Genomic DNA, 16952 nt, shown 5'->3' with positions numbered 1-16952 from the left:
AGGTCATCCGGACGCTCGGCGACCTCCGGGTCCAGGTTGTTCATCAACATGCGCAACRGCGCTTCGGTCTGCCAGCTCTTCGCGGTCAGCTCCGTGCCGCGCGCGGCCTTGACCGGACGGGCTCCGGTAGTGAAATCAGCGGGTGCCATGATGACTCCTTCGTCTCTGGAGGTTGCTAGGTGGAAGTTCCTTCTGTATCCAGTAGAGCCCCTCCGCAAGGGTCTTGGAATGGCTTTATGGAGGGTGCTGTCCGGAATACCAGACTCAACTAACTGGCAGTAAATGTCGTTCTGAGGGCCCAAAACGACAACAACTGCGAGTCAGTTGGGCTAGGCGCCGGGTTGGTGAGCAGGGCGGGGTTGGGTGCGGCGGGCTAGGACGGGCGGCCGTGGATGCGGATCGAGAGTTCGTCCGCTGTCTTCTGGATGCGGGCGGCCAGTGCGGGCCACTCCTCCACCGGCACCCGGTCCTCGAGGAATGTCACGGCGACTGCCGCCGTCGGCCATCCCAGATGGTCGGTGACGGCGGCGGCCACAGAACCGAAGCCGGGCGTGACTTCGCCGTGTTCGGTGGCGTAGCCGCGCTGCCGGACCTGGTCCAAATGCGAGGACAGGGCCGAGTACTTCATGATGGGCGATTCCATTTCATGCCGGGCCGTAAAGGCTGCAGCATTCGGGTACAGGGCCCTGACCTGCGATTTTGGCAGGGCGGCCAGGATCGCGCGGCCACTGGCCGTGAGGTGGCTGGGAAGCCGGACCCCGACGTCGGTCACGAGGGACGGGCGGTTCTTGGCCCGCTCCTCCACGATGTAGAGCACATCGCGGCCGTGCAGGACGGCCAAGTGTGCGCTCTCGCCGATCGCATCCACGAGGGCGGCGAGCATGGGGCGGCCGAGCCGGGACAAAGGCTCTTGCCGCGAGTATGCCGAACTGAGTTCAAAGGCGCTGATCCCCAGCCCGTAGCGCTGCTCCTCATGAAGGTGCAGGACAAAGCCGTTGGCCTCCATGACGCCAAGCAAGTGATAGACGCTGGAACGGGGCAAGCCCAGCGCCGTGGCGATATTGGACGCTGCCATCGGGCCACGCCGGGACGCGAGCAACTTCAGGATGCGCAGGGTGTTCTCGGCGGCCGGGACTTTGGAAGCGGCCCGGCCTTGGGTGGACGGCTGTGTGGTCATGGCTCCTCTTCGAGTGCACGGTAATGCCCGGCCCGCCCTTCTGCCACAAAGCTGGCAAGGCGGGTGTCCGGGATCCCGTACTTAAGCGTGCGCCCCACCGAGCGGATCGGAAAGCCAATCAGAACATTAAGGTGTCTGGAATACCAGACATTTGTGCATGAAACAACCAGTCCACGGCGCAGCGTCTGAGAACCGAGACAACGATGTCCCGTGAGGCCCATCACAGCATGCTGCGGAATGGTCTGCTGGTTAACAGTCCACCCCTCCCAATGACGAGAAGGTATTCGTATGCAGCAAGCCCCAACAGCCGTCAGGACGCCGGCCGCCAAAGTCGTCGAAGGCGTCGAAGGCGCGGTAACAACCGTTCTCAGCCGCGGCCTCAATGTCCGCCACATCCGCTTCATGGCGCTCGGTTCGGCCATCGGGACAGGCCTCTTCTACGGTTCGGCGTCCGCGATCCAAAAGGCCGGCCCATCGGTTCTCTTCGCATACATGATCGGGGGCGCCGCCGTCTTCATGGTGATGCGTGCCCTCGGCGAAATGGCCGTGCGCCACCCCGTCTCAGGCTCGTTCGGCCAGTACGCCAGCCGCTACCTCGGACCGCTGGCCGGGTTCATCACCGGCTGGACCTACGTCTTCGAAATGGCCATCGTGGCGATCGCGGACGTGACGGCATTCAGTATCTATATGGGCTTCTGGTTCCCGCAGGTGGACCGATGGATCTGGGTCCTCGCGATCATCCTCCTCCTCGGAGCCATGAACCTCCTGAGCGTCAAGGTCTTCGGCGAGCTCGAGTTTTGGTTCTCGCTCATCAAGGTCGTGGCGATCATCGCGATGATTGCGGGCGGGGCTGCGATCATCGTGTTCGGCTTCCAGTCCGGCAACAGCGGCGTGGCACCGGGGCTGGGGAACCTCGTTGACCATGGCGGCCTGTTCCCCAACGGTTTCGAAGGGCTCCTGGCCTCGTTCGCCGTCGTCATGTTTGCCTTTGGCGGGATCGAAACGATCGGCATCACCGCAGGCGAAGCCGCAGACCCCAAGAAGGTCATCCCGCAGGCTGTCAACACCGTCCCCGTGCGTGTGCTGCTGTTCTACGTCCTGACGCTCGGGGTGCTCATGAGCTTGTTCCCCTGGAATGAAATCGGGAACAACGGCAGCCCGTTTGTGCAGATCTTCAGTGGCCTCGGCATCCCCGCGGCGCCCCACATCCTCAATGCCGTGGTCATCACCTCGGCACTGTCAGCCATCAATAGCGACATCTTCGGCGCCGGACGCATCCTCTTCGGGCTTTCCCAGCAGGGACACGCTCCGAAGAGCTTCGGCAGGATCTCAAGGCATGGTGTTCCTTGGATGACCGTGGTCCTCATGGGCGGCATCCTGCTGGTGGGCGTGGTGCTCAACGCGGTCATCCCCGAGGACGTGTTCCTCGTGATCGCATCCATCGCCACCTTCGCGACAGTGTGGGTATGGGTCATGATCCTCGCCTCCCACGTCGCCATGAAGCGCGAAATCAAGCGCAAGGGACTTCCGGCGTCGGAATTCGCGTCGCCGTGGTGGCCCGCCGCGTCCGTGGTGACCATCGCCTTCATGGCCCTGGTGATCGTGATCCTTGGCGTCTTCGAGGACACTCGCGTGGCGCTGTACGTAGGCGCCGTGTGGCTCGGACTGCTGGTGCTGGCCTACAAGCTCTGGGTCCGCGGCGGCGGGCGCCTGCGCGCCGACCTCGTCGACGAAACAGCCTCGATTCCCATGGTCGCCGAGCGCCCATAGTGCCTTGAGGAGGACGACGACGGCGGCGGCGCGCCACGAGCCATCGACCGTCACCGCAGGCCAGCGCTATCATCAGGGATGGTTCCGTTCACCAACCTCCTGGCGTTTGCGCTGGCCGCACTGGTCCTCATCGCAGTCCCCGGTCCCAGCGTCCTGTTCGTGATTGGGCGTTCCCTCGCCCTTGGCCGCAAAGGCGGGCTCCTGAGCGTGCTCGGAAACGCCCTCGGCATGGTTCCGCAGATCATTGCCGTGGCGCTGGGGCTCGGCGCGATCCTTGCGCAGTCGATCGTGCTGTTCACCATCATCAAGTTCGGGGGCGCAGCGTATTTGGTCTACCTCGGGGTGCAGGCGATCCGCCACCGCGGCGGGCGTTCGACGGCGACTGGTCCAGCGCCGGCGCGGTCCATGTGGCGGCTCATCCGCGAGGGTTTCATCGTCGGTGCGAGCAACCCGAAATCGATCGTGTTCTTCGTGGCTGTGCTGCCGCAGTTCGTGGACTATTCGAGCGGCAGCATTCCGCTTCAACTCGCCGAACTCGGAGCTGTTTTCCTGGTGATCGCCCTCATCTCCGACAGCATCTGGGCCCTCGCAGCGGGCACGGCACGCCACTGGTTTGCCCGCTCGCCGCGGCGGATCTCCACCCTGGGTGCCATGGGGGGCGTCATGATGATCGGGCTCGGCGGGACGCTGGCGCTCACAGGCGCCAAGTCTTAGGGCCGCAGGACGGGGAGCAACCGCGGACTCAGCCGGCGGGAAGCCAATCCACGTGCGAGTCCGAGTCGTAGACCCGGCAAACCCGCACGCTGTCCTGGGCAGGACCATCAACCAGCTTGAGGGTGACCTTCATGAGGATGTCGTACGACGCTAGGCCGGAGGCCGCCGTTGACTGCACCGGGTTCCCGGAGAACGCGATGGAGACCACTGAAAATGGCCGGGGCACCACCGTTCCGGTCACAATTGAGGAGTGGGCGGCATCGCTTTGCAGCCGGGCGCTGCAGCTGTCCTTGATGCGTTGGATCCCCGCTGCGTCGAGGCCCTGCTGCACAGGAGCGGGAACCGCGGGAGCCGGAGCCGGCGCAGCTGGCGCCGGCTCGGGGGCATCGGGCTTGGCACTCGTCGTCGGAGCAGGGACCGGGGCTTGACTTGAAGGCGCAGCACTAGCGGAAGCGCTGGCAGAGGCGCCGGCGGCTGACGCTGAAGCGGTGGCACTCGGCGTCGTGGCTGGCGTCTTGGCGGGACCGGGCGCAGAAGCTGCCGCACTGACGGTGGCTGACGGCGGGGCGCCGGCAATCGAGGTAGATGATGTCTGCGTCGCGTTGAGGGTGATCGCCCCTGCCAGCCCGACCGCCACCACACCTGCAACGACAATTCCTGCTTTTGCCGCTCGTCGCATTGTTCCCCCCTCCCAGACCTGACGGAACATTTGCCTTGAGCGTATGGACTGTTCGCCCGGCCTGGCATGCGTAACCCCTACTCGTCTTTTGACCGGACTACTCGGATCACCACTTGCTCGCCCTGGGGTCCTTGTCCGAGTAGTGGTCCAAGTGACGTGAGTGGCCCGTGGGCCATAACGGGTGCAAGTCACTCATGTGTTGCGTGTGGTCCACGCCTACCGTTGGAAGATCGCGACTTGCAAAGGAGTGATTCCGATGTTCGATCCTTACTCAAGGCACGCTGCTCGGATGCGCAAGCAGCGCCGCCATGCGCTGGCTTCGCGACTTTGCCAGATATTTACCAGGGCAGCCACGCAGGCCAAAAGCACTGCTTCCCCTTTCAAGGTGGGCGACTACGTAGCTGGCGACGACCCCTTCAACGGGTCCCAGGAAGGGGTGGTGGCCGTCATCAAAGGCCCATCGATTGGCTTGAGAACCGTCGTGCCGAGGGGCGGCACCCTGGTCTACTACGACTACCGCCAATTGAGGAGGCCCTGGTGAATATGTCCGCCGCCGGCGTTCCAGCCAACCGGTTCATGACGATCGCCGAGGTTGCCGAGGCCCTGCGGGTATCCAGAATGACCGTCTACCGCCTCGTGAACTCGCACGCCATCCACGCCGTGCGGTTCGGGCGGTCATACCGCGTTCCGGAGTCGGCGGTGGAATCCTACATTGAGCACTCGGCGGTGGACGAGGCTGAGCCTAAGGCACCCGGGGAGCCGTAAGGGTATTCGGTCCAACCGAGTCGCGTTCCACTGGCGGGCATTCAAGCTTTACCACAGGGCTGCCCGCCGGTTCGTCAACGCCGAGCAGCAAGCGCACGCCCGCGGCGCCAAGCTCGTAGTGCGGCAGCGCGACGGTGGACAGCGGCGGCCGCATGTGCGCCGCGATGACTTCCTGGTTGTCGAACCCCACCACGGCCATGTCCTCGGGAATGGACAGCCCCCGTTGCTTCAGCCCGTCGTAGAGGCCCATGGCCATACGGTCGTTGTAGCAGAAGACTGCCGTGACATCGCGTTTGAGGAGCTCCTCGACTGCTCCGTAGCCGCCCTCCTGGTCAGGATACGCGTCGAACACGAGGTGCGGATCGAAGGCGATTCCAGCAGATTCGAGCGCTTCCCGGTAGCCCTGGAGGCGTCCGTCCTTCGCCGGAGCAGGAATCGTGGCGTTGATGAAGGCGATCCGTCGGTGCCCCTTGCGCACAAGGATTTCAGTGGCTTCCCGTCCGCCGTGGACTTCGTCCGGGACCACCGCCAGGGCGTCGGAGTCCGGGGAGAAGCAGTTCACCAGCACGAAGTCAGTCTCTCTCAACGCAGCGGGGATCTTGGTTGGGCGGTGGAACCAGGTGGAGTACAGGATGCCGCGAACCTTGTGCTCGAGCATCATCGAGATGGCGTCTTTTTCCACGGGCTCGTCGCCCTCCGTGTTGGCGACCAACAGCACGAATCCGTGTTTCCACGCTTCGTCCTGGGCGCCGTGGATGATTTGCCCAGCGAAGGGGGTTGTGGCGATCGCGTCAGCGACGAGTCCGATGAACCGTGAACTGCCGCTCACGAGGTTCTTCGCGAGGGCGTTCGGGCGGTACCCCAGTTCGCGGATGGTGTCCAGGACGCGTTTGCGGGTCGCGGCGCCGATCCTGGCGTCTTTCTTGTTGTTGATAACGAGGGAAACCGTGGCAACGGAGACTCCAGCCCCTTCCGCTACTTCCCGCATCGTCACCGGATGACTCGCCCTCGGAGTCGATGGATGCGAGGGGTTCACCTCGGGTTCTTTCAAGCTTTTTTCAGACGTCATTGGCCCTCCTCCCACAGTCTATCCAGTGGCGGCTTTCTCACCCCTTCGTCGCCCCGCTCTCGAGGCCCTGGATCATCGCCTTGTTGAGGACGAGGAACACGAGCAGCAAAGGAGTGATGGTGATGCAGACAGCGGCGAATGTCGCGGTCCAGTCGACCTTGCCCATTGCTCCGATGTAGTTCTGCAGCCCCAGTGGGATGGTCTTGAGCCCTTCGGAAAGCACGAACGTGTTCGCGAAGATGAAGTCGTTCCAGATGAAGATGCTGTTCACCAGGACCACCGTCACTACCGTGTTGGTCGAGAGCGGAAGGGTGATCAGCCCGAAGATCCGGTACGGGCCGGCGCCGTCCAACGAGGCTGCCTCGTAGGTCTCGCGGGGAATGTACTCAAAGAACGACGAAAAGAGGTAGATCGACATGGGAAGGGCGAACCCCGCCAGGGGGATGATCATCGATTGGTAGGTGTCCAGCAGGTTCACGGACGAGTAGTCGATGAACAGCGGCACAAGCGCGATCTGCACCGGCACGATGATGCCGATCAGGAAGAGGCCCCGGACGAATTTGCTGAACCGGAATCCGAGGACCTGCAAGGCATAGGCTGCCATCATCCCGAGAAGGACGATCAGGAGGTTAGCGCCCATCGTGACGATGAAACTGTTCAGGATGTTCTGGCCGAGGTTGCCGGTCTGGAACGCACGGACGTAGTTGTCGAAGCTGATCGAGCTCGGCAGCGCAAAAGGATCACCGGTCGCGAAGTCGTGCTCATTGCGCAGGCTCGTGAGGAACAGCCAGGCGAGGGGGTAGACCTGCACCACGACGATGAGGACGATCAGCACCCTCGACAAGCTTCGGAAGACGTTTGGTTTACGCCGCCGACGTCGGGGCGCCGGCGGGCTTGGCGGGGCCGGGTTGTTTGGTGGAGCAGGGATCGGCCGGTTAACCGGGGCTGTTTGCGCGGTCATGCGTCAGCCTTTCGTTTGAGCATGAGCAAGATGAATCCGACCGCGACGAGGCACTCCACCACGATGAAGACCGAGATGGTGCTGGCGTAGCCGAAGTCGGTGCTGGTGAATGCGGTTTTGTACATGTACGTCGTCAGGAGCTCGGAGGACTGGCCGGGACCGCCGTTGGTCATGAGGTACGGGATATCGAATCCGCGCAGGCCGTAGGTTGTGGCCATGATGGTGGTGGTGATCCACACCGGCCTGATGTGGGGGAACCTGATCTTGGTGAACAGCTGCCATCTGTTGGCGCCGTCCAGGCGTGCCGCTTCTTCAAGTTCCTGCGGGACGGCGAGCAGCGCCGCGTAGATGATGAGCATGTAGAGTCCCGTGAACCGCCAGCCTTCGGGTGCCGAAACTGCCGCGAGGACAGTATTGACGTCGGAAAGCCAAGGGCGCTCGAGGCTGCCGAGGCCGATCCAGCCGAGGACTTGGTTGAGGAGACCCACCGGATCGATCGAGTAGATCCGTACGAAAAGGAAGGCGATGGCCACCGTCGAGATCACCGCAGGCAGGAGATACAGGGTTTTGACGAGCTCGCGGCCTCTTCGCAGCGAGGTCAGGAGGCTGGCGACGAACAACGCGCCGCCCAATTGGAGGACGAGGCAGATGGCGAGGTAGCCGAGGGCGTTGAAGAAGGAACGCCAAAACACGCCGTCACCGGTGAGCATGTGCACGTAGTTCGCGAAGCCCACGAACTCCATGTCACTGATGCCGTTCCAGGAGAAGAAGCTGAGGAATAGCGATTGCAGGATCGGGAACAGCACTGCAACGCCGTAGAGAAGCAGCGGCGGGAGCAGGAAGACCAAGACCGAGAGTCGTGATCGATTGGGAAGCATGGGAGGGCCTTTCGGGTGGGGGGCCTGGGCCCCCCACCGCTGCGTGTTATTTGAAGAACTTGGGAGCGTTCTGTGCGATGGTGCTATCCATCGTGCTGGTGAACTCCGCAGGCTTGACGTTGCCCTGGGCCAAGAGCACGAGCTCTTGCTGCAGCCTGCTGTTGGTGGTCGGATCAAGCTGCGTGTCCCAAGGCATCGCGAGCTTCGATCCGAGATCCTTCGCCTGGTCGATCGCCTTCTTGTACAGCGGCGTGGCGTTGGCTGGAATCGTCGTTTGGACATTCGTCGTCGGCGAGAGGGCGCCCGTGGCCGCGTATTCCGAGGGGTACTTGGCGAGGGCGAACTTCAGGAAGTCGCTCACGAGCGGGTCGAAGGTCTTCGAGTTGACCGCCATGCCGATACCTGAGGTTGCCACGTACTCGTTGGCGGCCGTCGCGGAACTCGGCGTGGCCGGAAGCGTGAAGTAGTCGACGTCGTTACGCACCGCCGGGTTCAGCTTGTCGGTCGCGAGGCTGGGCAGTTCCCAGGTACCGATGTTGTACATGGCGGCCTTGCCGGAGGTGAAGAGATTCTGGGCGTCGGAGTAACCCTGCGAGGAGAAGCCGTCCTGGAAGCAACCGGCCCCTCCGAGCTGGCTTATCCAGTTGACTGTCTTCTGGCCGGTGGCGTCGCTGAACTTCGCGTCACCCTTCTTGAGCTTCTGCACGAAGTCGGGTCCGGCGTCGCGGAAGGGCTGGTAGGAGACGTAGCGCTCAAGGGGCCACTGGTCCTGGCCGTCAAGGGCAAGGGGCGTGATCCCGGCCTTGCGCAGGGCCGTGCACATCGCGGGGATGTCGTCGAGTGACTTCGGCACTGATACTCCAGCCTGCTGGAAGAGAGCCTTGTTGTACCAAAAGTACTCGAGCTCGAACTGGAACGGGACCATGTAGAGGGATCCGTCGTCGAAGCGTTGGTAATTCAGTGCGTTCGTCCGGTAGCTGTCGTAGACACCGAGGTCCTTGAGCAGCTTCTCGGCATCCACCATCTTGCCCTGCTTGGCGAGTTGCTGGGCGAAGGGCGTGGCGTCCGTGTCGAACAGCTCCGGGAGCTTGTTCGCGGCAGCGAGGGTTTCGTACTTCTGGATGTAGGAGGGTCGGTCAGGGGTGGTGATCAGGTTGAGGGAAAAGCCGGGATGGGTCTGGGCGTACTCGTCGGCCACCTTTTTCATGACGTTGATGACTGCACCGTCTGCCGGCCGGGACAGCAGCCACGAGATTTGCCGCGGTTTGATGTCCCCGGTGGGGTTGACGTTGGAGGCGCTGCCGGCGCCTCCACCGCCGCAGGCGGAGAGGGCGAGGGCTGCGGCCGCTGCTACGGCGGCCGTTCTTAAGAGTTTCTTCATGGGGGAAAATCTCCTTTGATTTGAACGGAGGTCTGGCGCTGGGTATTTAGTTGTCTGTGCGCTTACGTATCTCAAGATCGGTGAGAGTTGCGGTGCCTTCACCGGCGAATACGCCGATGCGGCCGTCCGGTAGCCCGTAGATCCGGGTACTGAGGGCGACCTGCCGGTCGACGACGGCGACGCAGAGGTCCCCGTCGACGACAAGTTCGAGGGTGTGCTCTCCGGAGGCCAGCTCGCAGGGGCGTTCCAGCTCGATCTCGAAGGGGACATCCCCCGAGACGTGCCATTGCGCGTCGCCGCTGATTTCGCGGGGCCATCGGTCGAACACCATGCGGCCGCGCTTCGGTTCCAGGCGGATGATGTAGGACTCGTCTCCGTCCGCGCTTGAGCGGAGCAGCAGGCCGCATTCGCTGGTATCGGCTTCGATCTGCAAAACCGCCCGGGCGTAGAACTGGCGAGGGAGGACCTCATCGGACACCATGGCGGTGTACCCGTCTGGAGCATGCAGTACCAGCGGAAAGTCATCCCCCAGGGATACCGGGATGTCGTCCCAGAAGCTCTCGACGAGTTCGTCGGCGAGGGAAAAAGCGAGGGTGCCGTCGTCGTTCTGGCGGGCCTCGAGGACGGACATCGTGCCCGCCCACTGCCAGGCGCCGTCGTCGTGGTTGCCCTCCTTGCCGGCGACCCAGCCGAAGAAGAACCGGCGACCGTCCCGCTCGGCCGTCTTCGAGGCATAGAAGGCGCGGCCGTCAACGCTGTCCCGCGGCGGCACGGTCCAAGGCCCATCGGGACTTTTCGCCATGCGGTAGCGGGTGGTGAAGGACTCGGAGAATTCCGAATAGACCAGGTACCACCAGTCGCCCCAGGCGAAAACGTCCGGGCATTCGTGCGTGATGTACCGGCGGGGATCCCAGAACGGCTCGGTATGCTCCCAATCCATCAGGTCCGGGGAAACGCATTGGGCGATCAGCCCGCGACGGCGGTCCGGGCCGTCCGCGTGCCGCGCGGCCAGCAGCATCCGCCACAGGCCGCTGGCCTCGTCCTTGAAAACGAAGGGATCGCGCCAGTCGCCGGATTCATAGCCGGCCGGGGCGCCGAACGTCAGTTCCGGATGCTTGATCCACGTCAGCATTCCGTCCGTGCTCGTGGCGTGCATGACGAGTTGCAGCGGCGCCCCGTCGGAGCCGAGGTGCCGGGGATTCTGTCCGGTATAGAACAGGTGGTGCATCCCGGACTCGTCGCACACAACACTGCCCGTGTAGGCGTTGAAGTCCGCTTCGCCCTCTCCGCCATGGTGCAGCGACACTCCATGGTCCTCGAATCGCGTGAGGTCCTTGGTGGTCACGAGATTCCAGGACGTTCCCGGCTTCGGGTCGTTCCGCACCTCGTGCAGATAGAAAAGCCAAAACTCCCCGTCTTTCTGGAACGGGATCACGTCTCCGACCCATCCATCGGTGGGTTGGAAGAAGACTGAGTAAGTCATCGGCGTTGATGTCCATTTCTGCTAAAGCGTTTGATCACTGCAAGCGTAACCGAGATCACACTTTTGATCAAGCGTTTAAGCAGATTGGTTTAGCGGACCGATCCCAGCGGTGCAGGATCGGCTCAGCGCGACGTTAGTCAGCGCACGACGGCGGTGCGGTGCGCAGTCAGGAAGTTGCGCAGACCGCGCGGTTCCGTCCGAGGGACTTGGCCTGGTAGAGCGCTTTGTCGGCGGCCACGATCATATGGTCCACCTCGGCGTTGGCGAGGGTGCTGGGAGCAATGCCATAGCTCACCGTCGGGAAGGTGACGCCGTCCGGTGGTTCTGCCGCGGCCAGACGGCGGCTGATTTCGTTGGCAATGATTTCCGCGCTCTCCAGGTCGGCCCCTGGAAGCAGAATGGTGAATTCCTCTCCGCCATACCTTCCGACGAGGTCTGTGTGGCGGACCGAAGCCTGGCACGCGGCGGCGAAGGCCTGGATGGCAGTGTCGCCCGCGGCGTGGCCATGGCTGTCATTGAGGGCCTTGAAATGATCGAGGTCGGCGAGGATCAGGGTGGAGATCGACCCCGCAGAGTGCAGCCTGTTGATTTCCTGGGTGGCCAGCTCCATGAAGGCGGTGCGGTTGAGGAGCCCCGTCAGGCCGTCCCGGGTGGCGCGTTCGTTGAGCCCGTTGATGAGCTGCTCGTTGCTCAGCGCAGTCATGCTGAAGGACACGGTGACCAGAAGCACGATAGTGACCACACTGGTGGTTGCCGAGCTGAGATAGGTGCCGAAGTCCGGGCCGTCGGGACCTTCCAGGACATAGGCGATTCCACGGCAGAGGAAGAACGACGCCAATACTCCTGCGGCGAGCGCCAAGGAGCGGTGGGCCTGTGAAACGCTGGGCTTCAACCGCCAGAGTTCAACCGTTGCCAGACCCATGCCCAAGGACATCATGGCCAAATACACCAGTCCGCCGGACCATGCGTTGGTGGCCGGGTTCTCCAGCGAGGCGGCCACCGCCGTGGCAACGGGTCCGGCGAGAAGCTGCCATCGCGGCGTTGGAAGCAAGCGAAGGGAACGCGAGCCGGCCCACACGCTGAACGCCCCGGCCACCAGCAAAGCGTTGCCGAGTGGCCCCGCCCAGATTTGCTGGGGAGTCCCGGCGAGCAGGTACGCCATATTCCCCGAGAGCAGGAAAACGAGGGCAAGGCACCACCAGCCGCTGTACGCGGAGCGGGTCCGGCGGAACGATCCGAAAAACAGCAGGCAGAGCGTAGACGCGACAATGCCCAGAGCTATCTTCAGGCTGGCCGGATCGAGACCCATATTTGCTCCCGTCGTGCGCACCAGCCTACGACATCGAGGGGCGGGTTAGCGGGCGGACCAACCCCCGTCCATCGTGTAGCTTGCCCCGGTGACCATGCCGGCGTCGTCGGATGCTATCCACGCTGCCAGCGACGCGACTTCCTCGGGCTCTACGAGGCGCTTCACGGCGGACTCCGTCAGCATGACCTTCGCCAGGACTTCCGATTCGGGGATGCCGTGCAGCAGTGCCTGGTCCGCGATCTGCCTTTCGACGAGGGGCGTACGCACGTATCCCGGATTGATGCAGTTGGAGGTGACGCCGTGCTGGCCGCCCTCGAGGGCCGTCACTTTGCTCAGCCCCTCGAGCCCGTGCTTGGCCGAGACATAGGCGCTCTTGAACGCCGAGGCCCGCAGCCCGTGGACCGAGGAGATGTTGATGATCCGGCCGAATCCGTTGGCGTACATGTGCGGGAGTGCAGCCCGGATAAGCAGGAAAGGGGCCTCGAGCATGAGGGTCAGGATGCGGCGGAAGTCCGCCGGTTCGAACTCCTCGATGGGAGCGACCTTCTGGATCCCGGCATTGTTCACGAGGATGTCGCAATCCAGGCTGAGTCCGGCGAGCGCCTCCGTGTCGAGCAAGTCGACGCCCCAGGCAGTGCCGCCCAGCTTGTCGGCGAGGGCCGCGGCTCCGGCGGCATCGACGTCGGCCACTACAACCTTCGCGCCGCGCGCGGCGAGGGCCGTGGCACATGCCGCTCCGATGCCCCCCGCCCCGCCGGTCACCAGGGCCTTGCGGCCCTCGAGGCTCATGCGCGGGCACCCATGGGGAGGCCGTGACGAACGGCATCGGCATTGTCAACGTCTTCCAGCGCCACACCGCGGGTCTCTTTGAGCGTCAAGACGACGACGGCGGTAATCGCGCAGGAGATCACCAGGTAGATTGCCGTGGGCATCCAGGATCCGGTGTCCTTGAGCCACTGGGTCGCCAGCAGCGGGGCCAGCGAACCGGCGAAGATCGAGGTGACCTGCGAGCCAAGGGAGACTCCTGAGTAGCGCATGCGGGTGGGGAAGAGCTCGGTCATGATGGCCGGCTGCCCTGCGTACATGAAGGCGTGCAGGCAGAGGCCGATGGTCACGGCGGCAACGATCACCGCGGGATTCTTGGTGTCGAACATGGGGAAGGCGAAGAACGGCCAGGTGGCACCGCTGATGGCACCGATCAGGTAAACCGGCTTGCGGCCCCACGCGTCTGCCAACCGGCCGATCTGCGGGATGACCACGAAGTGGACAACGTGCGCGATCAGGAGGGCGAGCAGCAAGGACGAGGTGTCGTACTTGTCCACGCTCTTGAGGTACACGATGGAGAAGCTCACCACGAGGTAATACATGATGTTCTCGGCGAGCCTCAGTCCCATGGCCTGCAGGATGCCCTTGGGGTACTTACGGATGACTTCGCCGACGCCGTAGCTGATGGCTTGTTCCTTCTCCACCTGGGCCTTCGCTTCGAGGAAGATCGGGGCCTCGGTCACGTGGGTGCGGATGTAGTAGCCCACGAAGACGATCACTGCGGAGAGCCAGAAGGCCACGCGCCATCCCCAGCCGAGGAAGGCTGCGCTGCTCAGGGTGGTGGACATGATGAAGAGGACCAGCGTGGCGAGGAGGTTCCCGACGGGAACCGCGGCCTGCGGCCAGCTTGACCAGAATCCGCGGGATTCCTTGGGGCTGTGTTCTGCCACCAGCAGCACCGCGCCGCCCCATTCGCCGCCCAGCGCGAAGCCTTGGATGAAGCGGAGTGCCACGAGCATGGCCGGCGCCCAGAAACCGAGGTCGGCGAAGCCGGGGAGGCAGCCCATGAGGAAGGTGGACACGCCGACAATCACGATGGTGAGCTGCAGCGTGGGTTTGCGGCCGAGCTTGTCGCCGATCTGGCCGAAGACGATGCCGCCCAGGGGCCGGGCCACGAAGCCCACCGCGTAGGTCAGGAACGCCTGGATGATGCCGTCGAGGTCGTTGCCCGTGGGCGGGAAGAAGTACTTGCCGAAAACCAGCGTTGCGGCCGTGGCGTAGAGGAAGAATTCGTACCATTCCACCACGGTGCCCACCATCGAGGCGGCGACGATCTTCTTGAGGCCTGCGCCTTTGCCGGTGGCGGCCCCTGCTGCGGAGCGTTGTCCTACGCTCATGTCCATCTCCTTAGTGTCCACACTGACACGCGTTGTGATCCACAACACGAAATGCTCCAATGAGTATTGCCGCACATCAGTGCTGCTTCAATGGCCAAAATGGCACCAAGTGTGTGCAGAATTGCAGATATGAATCCGAATCCCGATGACCTCCTCGTCCTGCTCGCAGTATCGCGCTCAGGTAAGTTCACGACGGCGGCCCAAGCCTTGGGACTGAACCACACCACCGTTTCCCGCAGGATCGCCGCGCTCGAAAAGGCGCTCGGCGGCCGGGTCCTCGCGCGGGCGGCCGGCGGCTGGGAAATCACGGAGCTCGGAGCCGAGGCCGTGGGCGTTGCAGAGCGGATCGAAGCGGCGGTGGGCACGCTGGGACCGGAGGACCGTGCGCCGGACCCCATTGCCGGCGTCGTGCGCATGACCGCAACTGACGGTTTCAGCGCCTACATCGCGGCACCCGCTGTGGCGCGATTGCGCCGATCGCATCCCGGCCTCACCGTGGAGATCATCACCGTGACCCGCCGGGCGCTCCAGCAGCGTTCCGGCCTGGACGTGGAAGTGGTGGTGGGCGAACCGCAGGTGCACCGGGCCGAGGCTGTGCTGCTGGGTGAGTACATGCTGGGAATGTATGCCTCGCGCGAGTACTTGGCTTTTCACGGCGTACCCGGAACCGTGGAGGAGCTGACGCGGCATCAGCTGGTCTATTTCGTGGACTCCATGCTGCAAGTGGACGATCTCGATGCCCCTCGCCGGCTGGTCCCGTCCATGCGCGACGGCTTGAGCTCCACCAACGTCTTCGTCCACGTGGAGGCCACGCGTGCCGGGGCCGGCATCGGCTTCCTGCCGTGCTTCATGGCGGACCGGCACCCGGACCTGGTGCGGCTGCTGCCCGCGCATTTCGCCGAGCTGCTCCCCTACTGGATGGTTCTGCGGCCTGACTCGATGCGTCGCCCCGCCGTCGCCGCCGTCGTGCACGCCCTCCAAGAGGAGACGGCCGCCCACCGCGAGCTGCTTCTGGCGCGCCGCTAAAGTCCCTCCCCGGCCGACGCTCGCTCACATATAAGCCTTCCCCGGCGGACGCTCGCTCACATCTGAGCCCTTCGGTGAGTGACGGTCAGGCGGCTGGCCGCGGGTCGTGCCGGATCTGCGCGCCGACGGCGAATGCCCGGACTTTCGCGTCGTTCCAGATATGTGCGGGAACCGCCCCGCCGAGGAGCTTCCGGGCCAGTTGCGGATCGTCGCCGAAAGGCTCGTGGCTGCCGGCCATGATCATGTTCCCGTACCGCCGGCCCTTGAGCATCGCGGGATCGGCGATGATCATGGTGTGCGCGAAGGTGTCTGCGATGGTGGCGGCGTCCTCGCGGGCGTTTTTGAGGTCGGGCGCATCTCCGGAATTCACCACGTAGAGCCCGCCCGGCGCCAGCACCCTCGACGCGTGGTCGTTGAATTCGCGGGTGGTGAGCGCCCTCGGGGTGAGGGCACCGGCAAAGACGTCCCGGATGATGAGGTCCCGGGTGTCAGGCGTGAGGCTTTCCGTGACTTCCCTGGCTTCGCCCACCCGGATTCGAAGCAGCGGGGCCTTCGGGAGGTCGAACCAGCCGCGCACGTAGTCGGCCAGCTTGCCGTCGAGTTCCACCACCACTTGGCGCGCGTCCGGGTAGGCGGCGTGGAAGTACCGGGCGAGGGAACATGCTCCGCCGCCAAGATGCAAGGCCCGCAACTTCGGCTTGGATGCGGGCGGCCATTTGGATTCAACCAGCGCGGCTATCCAGCGCATGTACTCGAAGTCCAGGAACAGCGGCTCTGCAACATCGATATGCGAGCTCATGACACCGTTGATCTTCAGGAGCCAGCCGTTGGAGTTGTCCGGGTCGGCAACCAGTTCGCAGTCGCCGGTGTCGATGTAGTAGACGCCCTCCACGGGACCGTTCGGCTTGGTGCCCGCGGGCACCTCGATGACCCCGGCAGCTTGCCCGGCTCCCCTGCCCTTGCCACGCTTCGCCACTACTGCCGCCCTCTTCCGGTCATGCTTCAACCCTAGTTGACGCCGCAGCCTTGCGGTCAGCCCTCGACGGCGGTGCGCCGCAGCCTTGCGGTCAGCCCCCGACGGCGGCACGCACCATCCGGATCTCCGGCAGTTCGTGCCATTCGGGCGGCAAGAGCTGGCGTGTTCCGTCAGGCCGGAAGCCGTTCTTGCGGTAGAAAGCCTGGGCCCGCGGGTTGTCTTCGAGCACCCAAAGAAAGGCGGCAGAATTGCCGATCACGGCGTCGACCAATGCTTGCCCCACGCCCAAACCGTGCACGCGACGCAGGGTGTAGATCACCTGCAGTTGCAGCTCGCACGGCCGGTCCTCCTCCGGGGCCTCGCGGGCGAAGGCGATGCCCACCAAGGCGCCGCCGGCGTCGTGGGCGAGCATCGGTTTGTATGAGCCCTCCAAGGCTTCCCGCTGCCTCTCGATCCGCGTGTTGATGGTGGCCTCACGGAAGGCGAAGAACTCCTCGGGCAAGAGGTGCCCGTAGCTTTCCCGCCAGGCAGCCACATGCATGCGGGTCAGGGGCTCGGCGTCGTCCACGGTTGCCGGGCGGAGGGTAAATTCCATTCGCTCA

At 64.1% G+C, this 16952-nt stretch carries 18 protein-coding genes; 5 read left to right on the top strand and 13 right to left on the bottom strand.

The annotated features are described in order from the left end of the window. Window positions 1-149 (bottom strand): hypothetical protein (locus tag AC1DJB_RS22760; protein WP_476910879.1); only part of this gene is annotated, 149 nt, incomplete at its 3' end. A gap of 224 nt (window positions 150-373) precedes the next feature. After that, on the bottom strand, window positions 374-1177 hold the full coding sequence (locus AC1DJB_RS22755; protein WP_059388453.1) for an IclR family transcriptional regulator: 804 nt from the start codon (window positions 1175-1177) through the stop codon (window positions 374-376). 288 nt (window positions 1178-1465) lie between these two features. Here AC1DJB_RS22755 and AC1DJB_RS22750 point away from each other — a divergent pair, with 288 nt between their 5' ends. Further along, the gene (locus AC1DJB_RS22750; protein WP_284991076.1) at window positions 1466-2947 is read left to right on the top strand and encodes an amino acid permease; all 1482 of its coding nucleotides are present in this window, start codon (window positions 1466-1468) and stop codon (window positions 2945-2947) included. 78 nt (window positions 2948-3025) lie between these two features. Beyond that, complete coding sequence (locus AC1DJB_RS22745; protein ID WP_284991077.1) at window positions 3026-3661, top strand: LysE family translocator; 636 nt, start codon at window positions 3026-3028, stop codon at window positions 3659-3661. Window positions 3662-3689: 28 nt separating this feature from the next. Here AC1DJB_RS22745 and AC1DJB_RS22740 read toward each other — a convergent pair whose 3' ends face one another. Continuing rightward, window positions 3690-4340, bottom strand: a complete 651-nt coding sequence (locus AC1DJB_RS22740) for a hypothetical protein (protein WP_284991078.1) — start codon at window positions 4338-4340, stop codon at window positions 3690-3692. A 256-nt stretch (window positions 4341-4596) separates the two neighbouring features. Here AC1DJB_RS22740 and AC1DJB_RS22735 point away from each other — a divergent pair, with 256 nt between their 5' ends. Both AC1DJB_RS22735 and AC1DJB_RS22730 read left to right on the top strand, forming a co-directional pair. Beyond that, window positions 4597-4881, top strand: coding sequence for a hypothetical protein (locus tag AC1DJB_RS22735; protein ID WP_059388451.1), 285 nt, complete (start codon window positions 4597-4599; stop codon window positions 4879-4881). Window positions 4882-4883: 2 nt separating this feature from the next. Then, a complete protein-coding gene (locus tag AC1DJB_RS22730; protein ID WP_284991110.1) occupies window positions 4884-5105 on the top strand; it encodes a helix-turn-helix domain-containing protein in 222 nt (73 codons plus the stop codon). On the opposite strand, the gene AC1DJB_RS22725 is transcribed toward AC1DJB_RS22730, so the two are convergent. From AC1DJB_RS22725 to AC1DJB_RS22690, 8 genes are all read right to left on the bottom strand, one after another. Next, the gene (locus AC1DJB_RS22725; protein ID WP_441433401.1) at window positions 5083-6093 is read right to left on the bottom strand and encodes a LacI family DNA-binding transcriptional regulator; all 1011 of its coding nucleotides are present in this window, start codon (window positions 6091-6093) and stop codon (window positions 5083-5085) included. The genes AC1DJB_RS22730 and AC1DJB_RS22725 overlap by 23 nt on opposite strands. A gap of 118 nt (window positions 6094-6211) precedes the next feature. Further along, window positions 6212-7135 (bottom strand): carbohydrate ABC transporter permease, encoded by a 924-nt coding sequence (locus AC1DJB_RS22720; RefSeq protein WP_284991080.1) that lies wholly within the window; start codon window positions 7133-7135, stop codon window positions 6212-6214. After that, complete coding sequence (locus tag AC1DJB_RS22715; protein ID WP_059388447.1) at window positions 7132-8013, bottom strand: carbohydrate ABC transporter permease; 882 nt, start codon at window positions 8011-8013, stop codon at window positions 7132-7134. Before AC1DJB_RS22715 ends, AC1DJB_RS22720 begins: the two co-directional genes overlap by 4 nt. A 46-nt stretch (window positions 8014-8059) precedes the next feature. Continuing rightward, entirely contained in the window at window positions 8060-9394 is a 1335-nt protein-coding gene (locus tag AC1DJB_RS22710) for an ABC transporter substrate-binding protein (protein ID WP_284991081.1), read from the bottom strand. 46 nt (window positions 9395-9440) lie between these two features. Then, window positions 9441-10877, bottom strand: coding sequence for a glycoside hydrolase family protein (locus AC1DJB_RS22705; protein ID WP_284991082.1), 1437 nt, complete (start codon window positions 10875-10877; stop codon window positions 9441-9443). Window positions 10878-11043: 166 nt separating this feature from the next. Continuing rightward, a complete protein-coding gene (locus AC1DJB_RS22700) occupies window positions 11044-12186 on the bottom strand; it encodes a GGDEF domain-containing protein (protein WP_332602546.1) in 1143 nt (380 codons plus the stop codon). 45 nt (window positions 12187-12231) lie between these two features. Then, complete coding sequence (locus AC1DJB_RS22695) at window positions 12232-12975, bottom strand: 3-hydroxybutyrate dehydrogenase (RefSeq protein WP_306960732.1); 744 nt, start codon at window positions 12973-12975, stop codon at window positions 12232-12234. Next, complete coding sequence (locus tag AC1DJB_RS22690; protein WP_332602547.1) at window positions 12972-14348, bottom strand: MFS transporter; 1377 nt, start codon at window positions 14346-14348, stop codon at window positions 12972-12974. The genes AC1DJB_RS22695 and AC1DJB_RS22690 overlap by 4 nt, the downstream gene beginning before the upstream one ends. Window positions 14349-14477: 129 nt before the next feature. Here AC1DJB_RS22690 and AC1DJB_RS22685 point away from each other — a divergent pair, with 129 nt between their 5' ends. Continuing rightward, window positions 14478-15374 (top strand): LysR family transcriptional regulator, encoded by an 897-nt coding sequence (locus tag AC1DJB_RS22685; protein WP_332602548.1) that lies wholly within the window; start codon window positions 14478-14480, stop codon window positions 15372-15374. Between the two features lie 85 nt (window positions 15375-15459). On the opposite strand, the gene AC1DJB_RS22680 is transcribed toward AC1DJB_RS22685, so the two are convergent. Together AC1DJB_RS22680 and AC1DJB_RS22675 are read right to left on the bottom strand one after the other, a co-directional pair. Next, window positions 15460-16350 carry a spermidine synthase gene (locus AC1DJB_RS22680; RefSeq protein WP_441433362.1) on the bottom strand — a complete coding sequence of 297 codons (891 nt, stop codon included), beginning with the start codon at window positions 16348-16350 and terminating at the stop codon, window positions 15460-15462. A gap of 91 nt (window positions 16351-16441) precedes the next feature. Continuing rightward, complete coding sequence (locus tag AC1DJB_RS22675) at window positions 16442-16945, bottom strand: GNAT family N-acetyltransferase (protein ID WP_306960729.1); 504 nt, start codon at window positions 16943-16945, stop codon at window positions 16442-16444. Window positions 16946-16952 lie beyond the last annotated feature (7 nt).

Source organism: Arthrobacter sp. 01T428 (genome assembly GCF_056398685.1).
Note: the sequence above shows the minus strand (reverse complement) of the source record. Positions and strands in the feature narration are given on the sequence as shown.

What these genes read in the sequence shown, in the direction of transcription:
- AC1DJB_RS22725 (WP_441433401.1), bottom strand. Translation starts at nt 6,093, where the DNA reads ATGCGGGAAGTAGCGGAAGGGGCTGGAGTCTCCGTTGCCACGGTTTCC.
- AC1DJB_RS22745 (WP_284991077.1), top strand. Translation starts at nt 3,026, where the DNA reads ATGGTTCCGTTCACCAACCTCCTGGCGTTTGCGCTGGCCGCACTGGTC.
- AC1DJB_RS22675 (WP_306960729.1), bottom strand. Translation starts at nt 16,945, where the DNA reads ATGGAATTTACCCTCCGCCCGGCAACCGTGGACGACGCCGAGCCCCTG.
- AC1DJB_RS22690 (WP_332602547.1), bottom strand. Translation starts at nt 14,348, where the DNA reads ATGAGCGTAGGACAACGCTCCGCAGCAGGGGCCGCCACCGGCAAAGGC.
- AC1DJB_RS22735 (WP_059388451.1), top strand. Translation starts at nt 4,597, where the DNA reads ATGTTCGATCCTTACTCAAGGCACGCTGCTCGGATGCGCAAGCAGCGC.
- AC1DJB_RS22715 (WP_059388447.1), bottom strand. Translation starts at nt 8,013, where the DNA reads ATGCTTCCCAATCGATCACGACTCTCGGTCTTGGTCTTCCTGCTCCCG.
- AC1DJB_RS22710 (WP_284991081.1), bottom strand. Translation starts at nt 9,394, where the DNA reads ATGAAGAAACTCTTAAGAACGGCCGCCGTAGCAGCGGCCGCAGCCCTC.
- AC1DJB_RS22755 (WP_059388453.1), bottom strand. Translation starts at nt 1,177, where the DNA reads ATGACCACACAGCCGTCCACCCAAGGCCGGGCCGCTTCCAAAGTCCCG.
- AC1DJB_RS22700 (WP_332602546.1), bottom strand. Translation starts at nt 12,186, where the DNA reads ATGGGTCTCGATCCGGCCAGCCTGAAGATAGCTCTGGGCATTGTCGCG.
- AC1DJB_RS22730 (WP_284991110.1), top strand. Translation starts at nt 4,884, where the DNA reads ATGTCCGCCGCCGGCGTTCCAGCCAACCGGTTCATGACGATCGCCGAG.
- AC1DJB_RS22685 (WP_332602548.1), top strand. Translation starts at nt 14,478, where the DNA reads ATGAATCCGAATCCCGATGACCTCCTCGTCCTGCTCGCAGTATCGCGC.
- AC1DJB_RS22750 (WP_284991076.1), top strand. Translation starts at nt 1,466, where the DNA reads ATGCAGCAAGCCCCAACAGCCGTCAGGACGCCGGCCGCCAAAGTCGTC.
- AC1DJB_RS22740 (WP_284991078.1), bottom strand. Translation starts at nt 4,340, where the DNA reads ATGCGACGAGCGGCAAAAGCAGGAATTGTCGTTGCAGGTGTGGTGGCG.
- AC1DJB_RS22695 (WP_306960732.1), bottom strand. Translation starts at nt 12,975, where the DNA reads ATGAGCCTCGAGGGCCGCAAGGCCCTGGTGACCGGCGGGGCGGGGGGC.
- AC1DJB_RS22705 (WP_284991082.1), bottom strand. Translation starts at nt 10,877, where the DNA reads ATGACTTACTCAGTCTTCTTCCAACCCACCGATGGATGGGTCGGAGAC.
- AC1DJB_RS22720 (WP_284991080.1), bottom strand. Translation starts at nt 7,135, where the DNA reads ATGACCGCGCAAACAGCCCCGGTTAACCGGCCGATCCCTGCTCCACCA.